The following is a 16,070-nucleotide window of genomic DNA, read 5'->3' on the forward strand; positions in this document are numbered from 1 at the left end:
TGGAATTCGGGATCGGGTAAATCATCAAGTTAGTCGGTCGACGCCTGCCCGGGAAGGGCAGAGACGGCGACGAAGGCCGCGCCGCACTGGCGCAGCAGCGCATGGGCCTGGCGCTCCAGGACCGCGCGGTGTTCGGGGGCAGCGAGGTCCAGCATGCGGCGCACGCGCTGCGACAGGGTCTGGCCGCGCAGGTCGGCCACGCCATGCTCGGTGACGATCAGGCCGGCATCGGCGCGGGGCGTGCTGACCGGGCCGGACAATTGCGCGACGATGCGGCTAGCGACCCTGGCGGTGGCCGGCAGCGCCACGATCGGCAGCCCGCCGCGGCTGCGCGCGGCGCCGCGCAGGAAGTCCACCGCGCCGCCCACCGCGCCGACATAGACGCCGGCGGCCACTTCGGCATTGACCTGTCCGGTCAGGTCGACCTCGATGGCGGAGTTGATCGCAGTCAGCTTGTCGATGCTGGCGAGCACTTCGGGGTGGTGGGTATAGGCGGTCTCGCGCAGATGCAGTTGCGGATTGCGATGGGCCCAGCGCCGCAGCCGTTCGCTGCCCATCAGGATGCCACCGATGCCGATGCCGGTATCGATGCTTTTGCGTGCGTTGGTCAGCACACCGGCCTCAGCCAGCGCGGCGATGCCGTCGCCGACCGCGCCGCTGTGCAGCCCCAGGTCGCGGCGGTCATGCAGCGCGGCCACCACGGCCTCGGGCAGGTTGCCGATGCCCATCTGCAGGGTCGCGCCATCTTCCACCCAGCCGGCGATGTGGCGCGCGATGGCCTGTTCGGCCGGGCCGGGAGCGCCGCGTTCCAGGCTGATGGGCCCGTAGCGCGCATCAACCTGCAGGTCGATCTGCTCCGCGGTGAGATAACAGCTGCCATGGGTCCACGGCACCTCGGGATTCACTTCGGCAATGATCACGCGGGCCCGGTCGAGCGCGGCCGGCAGGTATTCATGCACCAGGCCCAGGCTGTGGCGGCCTTGTTCATCAGGCGGCGAGACCTGCACCAGCACCACGTCGGCGCGCAGCGTGCCGTGCCGGATCAGCGCCGGCAAGTGCGAATAATGGCTCGGCACGATGTCCAGCACGCCGGCACTGGCCAGCCGGCGATGCGGCCCGCTGGCGGCATAGCCGAAGAAATCGATGACGTCGGCCTGCTCCGGCTGCAGCGTATCCGACTGGCCGATGCCGACAAAGACGCTGAAGCGCCCGCCCCGCGCGATCGCATGGCGGTGTGCCACCAGCGCGCGCGTCAGCGTCAGCGGCTCGGCGGTGGCTTGTCCCCACCAGAGGTGGTCGCCGGGGCGGATCAGGCTTTGCAGTCGGTAGGCCAGGTCGTGCATGTCCACGGGGAAACGTTAGGGCGGCACGCGGCCGGAAGTCAGCCGGCATGCGCCGGATAGCCCGAAGCATGTCGCCAAAGCCGCGTTTGCGCTATTCGACAATGCCAATGACCGGCTTTGGCGATTGCGAAAAGGCCGGAAGCGCGCCGCCTGCCCGGACTTAAGCCGCGTGGAAGGCGCGCTTTCGGAAAGGCTGATTGTCCCGCCGGCCGAACGCCGCGACCATTGCGGCTATCACGCGGCGTCGCCCATCCGCCGCGGCCGCCACATACCGATCGCCAAGACTGATCGCCACCGACACAGACCGACCGCAAGGCAGCGCCATGATCGAACAGACCCTATCGAACAATTTTCACGAAATCCGCGATGCCATCCGTGCGCTGTGCGCGGAGTTTCCCGACGAGTACTTCCGCAAGGTGGACGAACAGCGCGCCTATCCGGAGGCCTTTGTCAATGCGCTGACCGAGGCGGGCTGGCTCGCGGCGCTGATCCCGCAGGAATACGGCGGCTCCGGGCTGGGCCTGACCGAAGCCTCGGTCATCATGGAAGAAATCAACCGCTGCGGCGGCAACTCCGGCGCCTGCCACGGCCAGATGTACAACATGGGCACGCTGCTGCGGCATGGGTCCACGGCGCAGAAGGAAAAGTACCTGCCGAAGATCGCCTCGGGCCAATGGCGCCTGCAATCGATGGGCGTGACCGAGCCCACCACCGGCACCGACACCACCAAGATCAAGACGTCGGCGGTGAAGAAGGACGGCCGCTACGTCGTCAACGGCCAGAAAGTGTGGATCAGCCGCGTGCAGCACAGCGACTTCATGATCCTGCTGGCGCGCACCACGCCGCTGGCTGACGTGAAGAAGAAGAGCGAGGGCATGTCGATCTTCATGGTCGACCTGCACGAGGCGCAGAAGAAGGGCCTGACGGTGCGCCCCATCCCCAACATGGTCAACCACGAGACCAACGAACTGTTCTTCGAGGACCTGGAGATTCCCGAGGAGAACCTGATCGGCGAAGAGGGCAAGGGCTTCAAGTACATCCTCGATGGCCTCAATGCCGAGCGCACGCTGATCGCCGCCGAGTGCATCGGCGACGGCTACTGGTTCATGGACCGCGTCACCAAGTATGTCAAGGAGCGCGAGGTCTTCGGCCGCCCCATCGGCCAGAACCAGGGCGTGCAGTTCCCCATCGCCGAGTCGTTCATCGAACTCGAGGCGGCCAACCTGATGCGCTGGAAAGCCTGCGAACTGTTCGACAAGCACGAGGCCATGGGGGCGCAGGCCAACATGGCCAAGTACCTGGCCGCCAAGGCCAGCTGGGAGGCCGGCAATGCCTGCCTGCAATTCCACGGCGGCTTCGGCTTTGCCTGCGAGTACGATGTCGAGCGCAAGTTCCGCGAGACGCGCCTGTACCAGGTGGCGCCGATCTCGACCAACCTGATCTACTCGTTCGTTGCCGAGCACGTGCTGGGCCTGCCGCGCTCGTTCTGAGCAGGGCGCAAAAAATAACTTAAATGGCAGGCAAGAAACAATAAATTGATTTTCGGCGTTCTTAGTGCATGCTACAGGTGGCGAATGCGGAACCCCGCTTCGCTGCCGCCTGCCGACATTCGGCATCCATCCCAGAACTGACGTTGCGGTCTGGCCGGCGCCCGCCTGCGATGCTGGCCGCTTCTGGGACTGTAGCGTCCGTCAAGGATATGCACTATGTCAAAGGAGCAGAATCGCCGCTGCGCCGCCCGCGATGGGAATGCCGGCACACGATTGCGGCTGACGCCGCTGGCTGCCGTGATTGCGGGGCTGGTGTACGCCGGCGGTGTGCCGGCGCAATCCAACGTCACGCCGTCAGGCACCTACGGGCCCGGCTCTTTCGATGCGGCCTTCCAGTTTTTCGGCACCGACGGGGTGATCCAAGGCGGCACCACGATTTATCCGCAGCCGCCGTATCCGTTCGGCTTCGGTGGCGCCGGGGTGTCGGTGGCATCGCGGGGTTCGGCGATCATCAATCCTGACCTGGGTCCTGCCCCGGGTGCCATTGTCATCGAATCCGACTATCGGGCAGGCGCGCCCAACACCGCCCTGTATGTGGCCAACGGAACGCTGACCGTCGTCGGCAGCAGCGATCCGGGGCGCCTGACCTATGTGCGCGGGCATGGCCAGAGCGCGCATGGCATCTACATCCCGGGCGAGACCGGTCCCTCGCTCTTCACCGGCGCCGGCATGGTGATGTCAGCCGATGGCCCGGATGCCAACGCGATCCGGGCCTACGGAGGATTCGCGTCGGCCGACGTGCGCAACGCCACCCTGCAGACCGCCGGCAACGGGCATGGCGTGCTGGCCTGGAGCGGCGCACTGGTGAAGCTGACCAACACCGATGTCACGGTGCAGGGCGCCGGAGCCTACGGTATTTTTGCCTATAACGGCGCCAGGATCGAAACCGCTGGCGGCAACGTGAACACCAGCCTCGCTGGCGCCCGGGGACTCTACCTGAACGGCGCCACGGGCACGCTGGCCGGCACCGATGTCACCACGCAGGGCACAAGTGCATACGGCATCGAGGCCGCCGGCTCGACCTTGTCCGTGACCGGCGGCACCGTCCGCACCCAGGGCAACACCGCCTATGGCCTATACCTTTATGGCAATACGGCCACCACGCTCGACGGCGCGACCATCGCCACCGCCGGTGCCAGTGCCCATGGCATCTTCGTCAGCAGCGGCACCCTGAACCTGAATGCCGCCACGGTAACCGCCGCCGGCGCCAGTGCGCGCGGCCTGTATGTTGCCGGCGGCGCCACCGCGGTGGCCAGCCAGAGCCGGTTCGCCGCGCAGGGCGACGCCGGCCTCGGCTCCTGGGTCAATGGCGCCGGATCGTCGCTGACGATGACGGGCGGCGCGCTCAGCGGCGCGCTGGCCAATGGCCACGGGGCCTACGTCTCCGCCGGCGGCAGCCTGCGCGCCACCGATACGGCGATATCGAGCGCCGCCGCGGTGGGCTTGTTTGCCGTCGGCTCCACGGTGGAACTGACCCGCGGCACGGTGTCCGGCGGCGCCTATGGTGTCTATCTGAGCGACGGCGCGACCCTGCGCGCCACCGGCACGGTAATCACCAGCGGAAGCGGGGCCACGCGCGGGGTGCAGGCGGCGGCCTCGACGCTGGATCTGACCGATGTCTCGGTCAGCACAGCCACGGCGGACGACCACGCCATCTATGCGTACAACGGCTCCACTTTGCACGCGCGCAACCTCATGCTGGCGACCCAGGGCCAGAACGCCTATGGCTTGCGGCTGATCGGCGCGCCATCGGCGCAGATCGATGGCATGGTGGTGCGCACCGCCGGGGCCGGCGCGCACGGGGCCGTGTTCGAGGGCGGGGCCACTGCCTACACCGGCAGCAACTTCGATATTGGCACCAGCGGCGGCGGCATTGGCATCTATGCATGGCAAGGCACCGCACTGAGCCTGGCGGGTGGCCGCGTCGATACCGGTAGCGCCGCCAATGCCCATGGCATCTATATCAACGATGCCACGGTCGACCTCGCGCCCAACGCGCAGGGGGCGGGCGTGTCCGTCACCACCGGCGGCGCCGGCGCGCATGCGGTCCGGGTCAGTTCCGGTGGCCGCTTCAGTGCCGCCGGCGCATCGCTGCATGCCGCCGGGCCCGGTGCCGCCGGCATCCATCTGCTGGGCGTCGCCGACGCGGCGTCGGCCAGCGCCATGGCCACGGCCGCACCGGCACCGGCTCCGGTTGCGCCGCCGAACGACGACGGCGCGCCGGCACCGGTTATGTCGGCGCCGCCGGTGCCGGCGCTGGGGCAAGCGTTGGGAACGACTGAAACCGTGACGCTTGCGAACAGCTCGGTGGTGTCGGACGCCGGCGCCGCGATCAGCGTCGCGGGCGGGGTTGCCACCATTGCGGCGAGCGGCACCACCATTCAAGGCGTGGCGGCGCTGCAGGTGATGGGCCGTCAGGATTCGTCCGCTGGCACGCCGGTCAATGTGCCGGGGGTGGCGACGCTGAATGCCAGCGCGTCGACGCTGACCGGCGCCGCGCTTACCGGCAGCGACAGCCAGTCGACCCTCAACCTCTCGCAGGGCAGCCGCTGGAACGTGACGGCCAGCTCGGTGCTGACGAATCTCGGCAATGACAGCAGCGTGATCGACGTGCAGGCGGCGCCAGGCTTGCCGCTTGGCCGGCGGCGCTCGCTGCGGGCAAGTCCGATCCCCGGCAATGCGTACCACACCGTTACCGTCAGGGGCGACTATGCCGGCAGCAGCGGCGTGGTTGCCCTGAATACCTTCCTTGACGAGGGCGGCAGCCTGCCGCAGCAGTTCACCGATCGCCTGCTGGTCCATGGCGCTGCCAGCGGCACCACCACCGTACAGGTCAAGCCGGTCGCCACCAGCCCGGGCGCGATCACCTCGCCCACGGGGGTGGTCAATGCCAGCGAAGGGATTTCGGTGGTGCAGGTGGCCGGCAATTCCACGCCGGACGCGTTCGCGCTGAAAGGGGGCTATGTCACCGCCGCCAATTCGCCCTATGCCTATCGCCTGTACGCCTATGGCCCCGGTTCGTCGATCAGTGCGGCCGATGCCAATGCGTCGCTGGTGGGCAATGCGTCGTCGTACTGGGACTACCGTTTGCAGAGCGCCTATGTCGAGCCCGATGGCCCGGTGGTGCCCGACCCGGACCAGCCGATTCCGCCCGATGCCCGGCCCGCGGTGGCGCCGCAGGTGGCGTCCTATGTCACCGCGCCGGCTGCATTCCTGCACGCGGGCATGCTTGACCTCGACAGCCTGCACCGCCGCCTCGGCGAAGTGCGCGACGACCGCGCGCTGGCGCGCGACCAGGGGCCCGGCGAGATGTTCTTCCGCGCCTACGGCGGCAATTTCCGCTACACCAGCAACCAGCCGTTCGAGCGCTACGGCTACGACGCCAGCGGCGATTACGCGGCCATCCACCTTGGCGGCAACCTGTTCCGCCAGGAAGACGAGACCGGACTCTGGCGGTTCGGCGTGGCCGGTTCGATCGGCTGGCTCCACTTTTCGCCGCACGCCGCCGACGGGCCGAGCAGCACACGCGCAACCATCTACCGCATCAGCGGCTACGGCACTTACCAGAGCAACCAGGGCTGGTACGTCGACGGCATCCTGTCCGGCGGATGGTTCGATGGCGACGTGTCGACGCAAGCGCGCGGCAAGGCCGGCGCGATGGACGGCAGCCTGTTCGCCGCGTCGATCGAAGCGGGCTACCCGGTGGCCATGTCATATGGCCTGAACCTGGAGCCGCAGCTGCAGCTGATCGGGCAGCATGTCAGCTTCCGGAACAACATCGACATCGATGACCTGGAGGTCAACATCGGTTCGCAGAACCAGCTGGTGGGCCGCGCCGGCGTGCGCCTGACGCGGCCGGTTGCGGTTGCCGGGGGCCGCGTAACGCCATACCTCGGCTTTGATCTGTACCATGCCTTTACCGGCGGCACCAACGTGCATGTCGGCGAGGTGCAGTTCGAATCCGGCAAACTGGGCGACGCCTACCAGTTGTCGCTCGGGGTCAACGGGATGCCGACCGGGCGGCTGTCGCTGTATGGCCGGGTCTCGTACCAGCATGCGATGGGGCGGGGCGGCATCCAGGGGTGGCTGTTCAACGCCGGCGCTCGCTATGTGTTCTAGCTTTGGCGGCTGTGCGTCGATCCGCGCCTGTCAGTGGGAATCGCCAGTGATGGCCAGCAAAAGGGACGCCCAGGCGTCCCTTTTTCCATGGCCGGAAGTCGGCTCAGTGATGCAGGATCTTCGACAGGAACTGCCGCGCGCGCTCCGAACGGGCGTCGATATTGCCGAAGAATTCTTCCTTGTCGGCGTCCTCGACGATCTTGCCCTGGTCCATAAAGATCACGCGGTTGGCGACCTTGCGCGCGAAGCCCATTTCGTGGGTTACGCACATCATGGTCATGCCTTCGTGCGCCAGCTGCACCATCACGTCCAGCACTTCATTGACCATCTCGGGGTCCAGCGCCGAGGTTGGCTCGTCGAACAGCATGCAGATCGGGTCCATCGACAGCGCGCGGGCAATGGCCACGCGCTGCTGCTGGCCACCCGACAGCTGGCCGGGATATTTGTCGGCCTGGCTCCTCAGGCCGACGCGGTCCAGGTACTTCAGGCCCTTCGCCATGGCTTCATCCCTGGAGCGGCCCAGCACCTTCACCTGCGCGATGGTCAGGTTTTCGGTGATCGACAGGTGCGGGAACAGCTCGAAGTTCTGGAACACCATGCCCACGCGCGAGCGCAGCTTGGGCAGATTGGTCTTGGGATCCGGTCCGGCCACCGATATGAAGCTTCACCACCTCCACGCCCTGACTGCCATTGCGCAACATGGCAGCATCAACGCCGCCGCGCGGGCGCTATGTCTCAGCCAGCCGGCGATCACGAAGACCATGCGTGAGCTCGAAAGCGAGATCGGCGTGCCCTTGCTCAACCGGAATTCATGGGGCGTCACCGTCACCGAGGAGGGCCGCCTGCTATTGGAGCGGGCGCGGGTCATCGTGCACGAGTTTGAGCGCGCCGAGCGCGAAATGGCAGTGATCCGAGGCAGGAGGGCGTCTTCGCTGCGCATCGGCATATCGCCCCTGGCTGGCCTGACGGTGCTGCCGGAAGCGTTCGTGAATTTCCGGCTTGCACGGCCGGACGTGGCAGTCGATCTGCTCCAGCAAGATGCGATGGCGTTGCTGGACGGACTCCGCACCGGCTATCTCGATTTCGCCCTGGCCGGTTTCTCCGAAGTGCCGTCGGATCCGTTCATCCTCAGCAAGGCGCTGGCAAGCTATCCTGGCGTGTTCGCCATTCGGCGTGGCAGCCCGCTCGCGCGGAGCACGTCATGCGCGCAATTGCAGGATGCCGAATGGCTGCACGCCGATGCGGGCGATGCCTATCCGCGCTATCTGGAAGCCTTGTTTGCCCGGCACGGCTTGCCGCCGCCCAAGCGCGTCACCCGCTGCACCTCGCGCGTATTGATCGACGCACTGATGAGCCACATGGACGCCGTCATGCCTTTGTCCCACATCACGGTGCAGAAGCGCAGCCTGATTGCCGATGTGCAGGCGATGGCGTTGCCGGAGGATCCGCCCAGCCTCAATCTTTGCTTGATGACGAGGGATGGCAGCATCCAGTCGGACTCCGCCACCTACTTCATCCGATGCATTCATGAAGCGATGGCTGAATAGGAAGCGCCGGGCTTCGTGTTCTTGATTGCCAGGGGTGTTCCCGGCGACGCCGCGGAATAGTCAAAGCCCCTGAGATCAAGGGAGCGAAGTCGGACTGACTATTCGCCAGTTGCGGCCCCGCCGGACCCACGCGCGTCGAGGCTGCGTTCCAGCAGCGTCAGGTCGTCCCGCAGCAATTGCAGGATAGCCGCCGGCCCGGGCTTGTCCAGCGCGCGGTGCGCTGGCAACTCGACCGAACGCAGCGCCATGTCCGCAATCTGGGCTGCCACATCTGCTATCGAAACCTGGCCGGCCGGATTGAACCACCACGCCGTCCAGTTGCACATGCCGATGATGGAAAAAGCCGCGACCCTCGCGTCCACCACGCGGAAGGTGCCGTGGTCGATGCCGAACTCGATCGCCTGCCGGAACTGCTCGAGCACTGCGCGGCGCGCTTGCTCGGCCATCTTGCGCTGCTTGAGCGGCAGGTTGTTTTCGTTGCGCTCGACCACGCGGAACTGCAGCGGGTGCGACAGGATCAGCGTGGCGTGGCGTACTACCAGATGGCGCAGGATGCCGGCTGGCGTGCGCATGGCTTCGGGGATGGCCTCGGTGGCCAGCTGCGCCGCGGTGCGCGTGACCGCCGTGGTCAGCTCCTCAAGGATGGCTTCCTTGCTCTTGAAGTAGTAGTACAGCGCCGGACGGCTCAGCCCCACCGCGTCCGCGATGTCGTTGAGCCCGGTGCCGTCGAAGCCGCGTTCGATGAAGAGGCGCGTCGCGACCTCCAGGATCGAGTCCCGCAGCGCGTCGCTCTTGGTCTGTGTCTTTGCCATGGACTGCCATTCAGTTTTTCGACGCAGGCGTCGAGAAGCCATCACGATAAACAAAATGGCGCGAACGCGCCACCCCGCGCGCCGCCTGCGCGGCTTTTAGCGCTCTGACTAGTGCGCTAGGCGCCGCCTGAGAAAGAAGGGTTCGTCGCCGTCGTGAAAAAATTTACGCTCACGTCGAAAAATGGACTATTCTGTAAAAAACGGAGTGAGATCATGACCAGCCCCCAGATGCCCCCCAACGCTTCCGCCGCCCCGGACGCCCCGAGCGGACCGATTGCAGGCTTCCTGAACACCGACTGGAACCCGCGCGACGTGCCGCCCGGCACGGTCACGCGCAATGTCGTGCTGCGCACCGAGGATGGCGCGGCCACCGGCGGTTCGCTGTACGCCGCGGGCCGGCCCGATACGGTGGTCTGCATCATGCATCCGCGCGAGTTCATGGCCTGCCACTACCTGATTCCCGACATCGTCGAAGCCGGTTACGCGGCGTGGTCGCAATCGCCGCGCAGTGTCGGCAACGACCAGCGCCTGGAGCACGAGTTCGGGCTCTATGACGTGGCGGCAGGCGTGCGTTTCCTGCGTGAAGCGGGTTTCCGCAACATCGTGCTGCTGGGCAACTCGGGCGGCAGCGGCCTGTACGCGCTGTACGTCCAGCAGTCCAACCTGGCGCCCGCGGCGCGCCTGGCCCGCACGCCCGGCGGCCGCGCCACCAAACTGGCCTCGACATTGCTGCCGGCGGTGGACGGCGTGGTCTTCGTTGCGCCGCATCCGGGGCAGGGCATGCTGCTGCAATCCTGCATCGACCCGTCCGTGACCGACGAAACCGATCCGCTGTCCGTGGATCCGGTGCTCGACGCCTTCTGCGCCGCCAATGGCTTTGCGCCTGCGCCGCAATCGTCGACGTACCGCGCCGGTTTCGTCGCGCAATACCGTGCCGCGCAGGAACAACGCATCCAGCGCCTGGACCACATGGCCAGGGCGATGATTGCCGAGCGTATGGACGCGCGTGCCGAAGTGAAGCGCAACCCGGCCACGGTCAGCGATGCCGTGCGCCGGCGCGCTGCCCACACGCAGCTCTTCACCGTATGGCGCACTGATGCCGACCTGCGCTGCTTCGACCTGTCGCTGGACCCGTCGGACCGCAAGTACGGCTCGTTGTGGGGCGCGGATCCGTTTGCGTCCAACTATGGATCAGTCGGGTTCGCGCGAGTGTGCTCGCCCGAGAGCTGGCTGTCGACGTGGTCGGGGCTCTCGTCGAACGCGGCGCTGTCGCGCACCGCGCCGGCCATTCACCAGCCCACGCTGCTGATCGAATACACGGGGGACCAGGCCTGCTTCCCGAGCGTGATCGCTGAGATCTTCGACAGTCTTGGCAGCGCCACCAGGCAGCACCACCGTGTGCGCGGCGACCACCATGGTCGCGCGCTGGCCAGCGGCGAGGAACCTGGCCGCTACGCGGCGGCACGCCTGCTGCAGACGTGGCTGCGAGAGACCTTCCCGCAATAGCCCACCGCACACGCACCAGAAACACCCACACCCGAAACGCGCATTCCAAGCACCACCCATTCCGATCCGGAGACGCAACGATGTATGCAAGGACCGCCCGACCCGACGCCGCCGCGCCACTGCGCCTGCACGGCGTCGACCATACTGCCCGGCCCACCTGGCGCCTGAAGGAAACCGTCACGTTCTATCGCGACATCCTGGGCCTGCCGTTGATCCACACGATCTCGGCGCGGGGCTGGGGGCCTTCGACGCACCCCGATTTCCTGCACTTCTTCTTCGACAGCGGCAGGGGCAGCACCATCGCGTTCTTCTACTACCTCGGCAGTGAGGAGCCCGCAGCGCTCGCCGGCCGCGATCGCCGTCCGCCGCGTCCGGACGACCACGTGTTCGACGCCACCCACACGGCATGGCTGGTCGACACGCAGGAAGAGCTGCTGGCATGGAAGACGCGTCTCGAAGCGCGCGGCGTGGTGGTGTCCGCGGAAACCGCGCATGAAGTGATCGAGTCGATCTACTTCCGCGACCCGAACGGCTACTTCATCGAGATCACGCGCAAGCTGCGGGCGCTGGCCGCGCTCGATGCGCGCGACGCCGACGCGACGCTGGCCGCTGCCATCGAGCTGGAGGACGAGGCCCGAGCCATGCAAGCGCGCGTGACGTCGATCGAGGATATCTGGGTGCGCAAGGCCGAGATCCTTGGCCTCCGCCTGAACGCGGAGCAGGAGTGTCACGCATGAGCCAGTCCACCCTGCGCATCTTTGTGCTGAACGTGCCCGAGTTCGCCGCGCTGACGGAAGCCGCGCAGCGCATGCCGGCATGCCGCCTCAGCCAGCTTGGCGACTACACCGTGATCGCCTGCGACGAGCCGGTCGAGTTCGGGCGCCGAGCCCTTGGACTCAAGCCAGCAGTCTGGTATGGGCTCTTTACAGGCGGCCTCGACGGCAGGATCGCCCGGTTCGACCGCGACATCGTGCGCATCGTGCCGCGCGATGCCGCGCAGGCTTGAGTTCCGGAGGCCATCATGACCGGTATTCATTTCCCGATCGAAGGCGTCGCGTACTGCCCGCCCGCCGACGCCGCGCGGTATTTCGAAAGCGGAACATGGGTCGACGACACGCTCGGCGGCGCACTGCGCAAGACCGCCCGGCGCACGCCGGACCAGCCGGCAATCATCAGCGACGAGCGTCTGATCACCTTTGCCGAACTCGACGCGCGCAGCGAACGCCTTGGCGCCGCACTGCACCGGCTTGGCCTTCGGCCAGGAGACCGTGCCATCTTCCAGATGGGCACCACGATTGACACGGTCATCGCGCTGATGGGCTGCTACAAGGCTGGCGTCGTGCCGGTGTGCGCGGTGCCGCAGTACCGTGAAGTCGAGATCGGACAGCTTTCCGCGCAGTCCGCGCCGCGCGCCTACTTCGTGCAGGCCGATTTCAGCGCGTTCGACCTGGCCAGCTTTGCGCGCGGCATGGCGCAGCGCCATGCGTCGATCGCGCACCTGGTCGTCGCGCGTGGCGGCGGCCCCGCCGCCCAGGGCCCGCTTGCCGAACATGGCATGGATGCACTGATCGACGCGATCCCCTATGAGCAGGCGGTCGACGTACTCGCCGGTGTCCCGATCGGCAGCGAGGACGTGCTCAGCTTCCAGTTGTCCGGTGGCACGACTGGCGTACCGAAGATCATTCCGCGCTTCCATGCCGAATACATCGGCCATGCGCTGGCTTGCATGCGCCAGCTCGGGCAGAGCGCGCAAAGCCGGCTGATCTGGTCGCTGCCGCTGCTGCACAACGCCGGACAGCTGTACGTGCTGGTGCCGGTCGTGGCCGGCGGCATGACGGCAGTGCTGATGCCGCGGGTCGACATCGCGCGCATGCTGGAGCTGATCGAGGCACACCGCGTCACGCACGGCATGTCGATCGGCCCGGTGGCGCCGCAGATGATTGCGTACCAGGACATCGCGCGGCATGACCTGTCGTCGCTGGAGCTGTTCGGGACGATGACGCGGGCCGACGCGCTGGAAGCGCATCTGGGCGTGCCGTGCTTCAACCTGTTCGGCACGACCGAAGGATTGCTGCTTGGTGCCGGCGCGCGCTTCCCGGCCGCGATGCGGCACCGCACGCAGGGCTTCTCCGGTTGCCCGGACGACGAGATCCGCCTGCTGGTACCCGGCACGGACGAGGCCGCGGCACCGGGAACACCGGGTGAACTCTGCTTCCGCGGGCCGTCCAGCCTGCGTGGCTACTACAAGGCGCCCGAGGCCACCGCGCAGGCACTGACGGCAGATGGCTTGGTGCGCTCCGGCGACCTCATGACCGAGCATGTGATCGACGGCCGCCGCTGCTTCGCGTTTGAAGGCCGCCTGCGCGACAACGTGAACCGTGGCGGCGAGAAGATCGGCTCGGAAGAAGTGGAGGCGTATGTCAGCCGGCATCCGGCCGTCGCCGACGCCAAGCTGGTGGCAATGCCGGATCCGCTTTACGGCGAGAGGGGTTGCATCTACGTAATCCTGCGCGCCGGCCACGCAGCGCCCGATGTGGCGGAACTCGCCGGCTTCCTGGTGGGCCAGGGACTGGCGAAGTTCAAGTGCCCCGAGCGGATCGAGGTGGTCGCCGAGTTCCCGGTGACCCGGGTCGGCAAGGTCGACAAGGCGGCATTGCGGGCCATGGTCGCACGGCAGCTCGATGCGGAAGCGGCCGGGTCGGGGAGGAAATCGGCATGACCTGCACTGAAGCCGTAGTGGCTGCCGCGCCGTTCACGGTGCGCCGGCGCGTCAAGTGGGGCGAATGCGACCCCGCCGGCGTGGTCTACACGCCGTCTTTCTCCGAGTACGTGATTGCCACGGCAGAGCTGTTCTACGAGTCATTGTTCGACGGCCCGCCGCAACGTACCAAGGACGCGCTTGGCTTTGGCACACCCACGCGCGCGCTGGCCTTCGACTTTCGCCGTTCGCTCTGGCCGGACGAGATGTTCGACATCACCGTCAGCGTCGAGGCCATCGGCACCCGCTCCTTCACGCTGGCGATGACGGCACGCATGCGTGAAAGCGGCGAAACGGCGTTCATTGGCCGGCTCACGCCGATCTGCGTACGCCGCGGGTCGCGCGACGCGATCCACGTTCCGGCCGCGCTGCGCGAGGCCCTCGAACAATACCAGCGTGCCTGCGAGACCAGCCCGCACGCCAACCCACTCCATCAAGGCTGACCAGCATGAACCGTCGCACCTATCGTATCGGGCAGATTGTGCCCAGCTCCAACACGACGATGGAGACCGAGATTCCAGCGATGCTGCGCGCACGGGAGCAGTTCCTGCCGGAGCGCTTCACGTTCCATTCGAGCCGCATGCGCATGCACCGCGTGGTGCGCGAGGAACTGGAAGCGATGAACCGCGAAGGACTGCGCTGCGCTGCCGAACTGGCCGACGCGCGCGTGGATGTGATGAGCACCGCGTGCCTCGTCGCCATCATGGCGATGGGCCCTGGCTACCACCGCCAGGTCGAGCAGGATCTGCTGCGCGTGGCGCGCGAGAACCACTGCGCTGCGCCGGTCATGACCTCGGCCGGCGCGCTGGTGACGGGCCTGAAGGCGATGGGCGCGCGCCGCATTGCGTTGATGGCACCGTACATGAAGCCGCTGACCGGCGCCGTCGTCCGGTACATCGAGCACGAGGGCATTGAAGTCCTGGACGCGTTGTCGTTCGAGATTCCCGACAACCTCGAAGTCGGCCGTCGCGATCCCATGCAGTTGCTCGCTGACGTCAAGCGCCTGAACACCGCCAATGCCGATGTCGTGGTGCTGTCCGCCTGCGTGCAGATGCCGTCGCTGCCGGCCATCCAGGCCGCGCAGGACGCCCTTGGCGTTCCGGTCACCTCCACCGCCGCCTGCACGGTGCGCCAGATGCTGGAGCACCTGGACCTGGCTCCCATCGTCCCCAATGCTGGCGCGGTCCTGGCGCCAGCCAGCAAGTAAGAGGCTTACCATGAATGTCGTCGTCATCGGAGGCGGCCCCGCCGGCCTGTACTTCTCGCTGCTGCTCAAGCAGCGGCATCCTGAAGACCATATCGTCGTGCATGAGCGCAACCAGGCGGGCGCGACCTATGGCTGGGGTGTCGTGTTCTCCGACATTGCGCTGTCGTTCCTGCAGGATGCCGATCCGGCGTTCTTCGGGAAATTCACCGCGCACCACCAGCGTTGCGATCATATGGAGGTGATCCACCGTGGCGTGGCGGTGCCGCTGCGCGGCAACCATTTCTCCCGGACCTCGCGCATCGACCTGCTGCGCGTGCTGCAGGACGCGTGTACCGACGCCGGTGTCGAGATTCGCTACGGCAGCCGCGTATGCGACCCGGCCGCGTTGCCTGATGCCGACCTGATTGTCGCGGCCGACGGCGTCAACAGCGAGGTGCGCACGCGGCTGGCCGGGCATTTCAAGCCGAGCTTCGACGTACGCCGCAACAAGTTCGCCTGGTATGGCACGCATCAGCTGTTCCATCCGGTTTCGCTGATCTTCCGCGAAACCGCGTACGGCGTGTTCATCGCTCACGCATACCAGTACAGCGACTCGCTCTCTACGTTCCTGGTGGAAGTCGATCCGGAAACCTGGCATCGCGCCGGGCTCGATACCGCGACCGAGGAACAGAGCCGCGCATTCTGCGAACAGGTGTTTGCCGGCGATCTCGGCGGGCAAGCGCTGCTCGGCAATCGTTCGAACTGGTTTCAGGCCAGCGTGGTGCAGAACGCGCACTGGTCGCACGGCAAGGTGGTGCTGCTCGGCGACGCGCTGCGCAGCGTGCATTTCTCGCTGGGATCCGGCACCCGCATGGCCATGCAGGATGCCATCGCGCTGTGCGATGCGGTCTGCGCGCATCGCAATGATGTCCCGGCCGCGTTCCAGGCGTTCGAAAGCTCGCGCCGCGACGCCTCGGCGAAGTTCCAGGATGCGGCCCGCCGCAGCCTGGACTGGTACGAGTCGGTCGATTGCAAGATGCATCTCGACCCGGTGGCGTTTGCCTACGACTACATGCTGCGCACCGGCCGTGTGACGCACGAAGACCTGCGCCAGCGGGACCCCGAGTTCATCGCGCGCGTGGAAGCCGCCGGCGCCGCTACCTAGCACTTCACTCACCGCAGCACTCAATCCGAAGTACCCGCACAAGCCGCAGCATAGCGGCTGTGCGCAGACAAAACCCAGGAGACA

General features: G+C 66.8%; 12 protein-coding genes and 1 pseudogene. 10 read left to right on the plus strand and 3 right to left on the minus strand.

Translation table 11 applies throughout. The annotated features are described in order from the left end of the window. Positions 1–29: 29 nt before the first annotated feature. Positions 30–1,343, minus strand: coding sequence for an acetyl-CoA hydrolase/transferase family protein (locus tag ACOCMH_RS06515; protein ID WP_427308385.1), 1,314 nt, complete (start codon positions 1,341–1,343; stop codon positions 30–32). A gap of 323 nt (positions 1,344–1,666) precedes the next feature. On the opposite strand from ACOCMH_RS06515, the gene ACOCMH_RS06520 reads away from it, so the two are divergent. Beyond that, positions 1,667–2,833 carry an acyl-CoA dehydrogenase family protein gene (locus ACOCMH_RS06520; RefSeq protein WP_427306081.1) on the plus strand — a complete coding sequence of 389 codons (1,167 nt, stop codon included), beginning with the start codon at positions 1,667–1,669 and terminating at the stop codon, positions 2,831–2,833. A gap of 216 nt (positions 2,834–3,049) precedes the next feature. After that, positions 3,050–7,012 carry an autotransporter outer membrane beta-barrel domain-containing protein gene (locus ACOCMH_RS06525; RefSeq protein WP_427306082.1) on the plus strand — a complete coding sequence of 1,321 codons (3,963 nt, stop codon included), beginning with the start codon at positions 3,050–3,052 and terminating at the stop codon, positions 7,010–7,012. Between the two features lie 103 nt (positions 7,013–7,115). Here ACOCMH_RS06525 and ACOCMH_RS06530 read toward each other — a convergent pair. Then, positions 7,116–7,652, minus strand: a pseudogene (locus ACOCMH_RS06530) (amino acid ABC transporter ATP-binding protein); the annotation flags it as partial. A 16-nt stretch (positions 7,653–7,668) separates the two neighbouring features. Between ACOCMH_RS06530 and ACOCMH_RS06535 the strand changes: the two are divergent. Further along, complete coding sequence (locus ACOCMH_RS06535; protein WP_427306083.1) at positions 7,669–8,559, plus strand: LysR substrate-binding domain-containing protein; 891 nt, start codon at positions 7,669–7,671, stop codon at positions 8,557–8,559. A 98-nt stretch (positions 8,560–8,657) separates the two neighbouring features. On the opposite strand, the gene ACOCMH_RS06540 is transcribed toward ACOCMH_RS06535, so the two are convergent. Further along, positions 8,658–9,371 carry a TetR/AcrR family transcriptional regulator gene (locus ACOCMH_RS06540; RefSeq protein ID WP_427306084.1) on the minus strand — a complete coding sequence of 238 codons (714 nt, stop codon included), beginning with the start codon at positions 9,369–9,371 and terminating at the stop codon, positions 8,658–8,660. 213 nt (positions 9,372–9,584) lie between these two features. Here ACOCMH_RS06540 and ACOCMH_RS06545 point away from each other — a divergent pair, with 213 nt between their 5' ends. From ACOCMH_RS06545 to ACOCMH_RS06575, 7 genes are all read left to right on the plus strand, one after another. Continuing rightward, entirely contained in the window at positions 9,585–10,877 is a 1,293-nt protein-coding gene (locus ACOCMH_RS06545) for an alpha/beta hydrolase (RefSeq protein WP_427306086.1), read from the plus strand. Between the two features lie 80 nt (positions 10,878–10,957). Beyond that, the gene (locus ACOCMH_RS06550; RefSeq protein WP_427306087.1) at positions 10,958–11,614 is read left to right on the plus strand and encodes a VOC family protein; all 657 of its coding nucleotides are present in this window, start codon (positions 10,958–10,960) and stop codon (positions 11,612–11,614) included. Further along, positions 11,611–11,883, plus strand: a complete 273-nt coding sequence (locus ACOCMH_RS06555) for a hypothetical protein (protein WP_427306088.1) — start codon at positions 11,611–11,613, stop codon at positions 11,881–11,883. Before ACOCMH_RS06550 ends, ACOCMH_RS06555 begins: the two co-directional genes overlap by 4 nt. Before the next feature lie 15 nt (positions 11,884–11,898). Then, the gene (locus ACOCMH_RS06560) at positions 11,899–13,596 is read left to right on the plus strand and encodes an AMP-binding protein (protein WP_427306089.1); all 1,698 of its coding nucleotides are present in this window, start codon (positions 11,899–11,901) and stop codon (positions 13,594–13,596) included. After that, entirely contained in the window at positions 13,593–14,078 is a 486-nt protein-coding gene (locus tag ACOCMH_RS06565) for an acyl-CoA thioesterase (RefSeq protein WP_427306090.1), read from the plus strand. Before ACOCMH_RS06560 ends, ACOCMH_RS06565 begins: the two co-directional genes overlap by 4 nt. Before the next feature lie 5 nt (positions 14,079–14,083). Then, positions 14,084–14,842, plus strand: a complete 759-nt coding sequence (locus tag ACOCMH_RS06570) for a maleate cis-trans isomerase family protein (protein ID WP_427306091.1) — start codon at positions 14,084–14,086, stop codon at positions 14,840–14,842. Between the two features lie 10 nt (positions 14,843–14,852). Further along, the gene (locus ACOCMH_RS06575; RefSeq protein ID WP_427306092.1) at positions 14,853–15,986 is read left to right on the plus strand and encodes an FAD-dependent monooxygenase; all 1,134 of its coding nucleotides are present in this window, start codon (positions 14,853–14,855) and stop codon (positions 15,984–15,986) included. Positions 15,987–16,070: the final 84 nt, after the last annotated feature.

It is taken from the genome of Cupriavidus sp. H39 (genome assembly GCF_050271075.1).
Classification (GTDB): domain Bacteria; phylum Pseudomonadota; class Gammaproteobacteria; order Burkholderiales; family Burkholderiaceae; genus Cupriavidus; species Cupriavidus necator_B.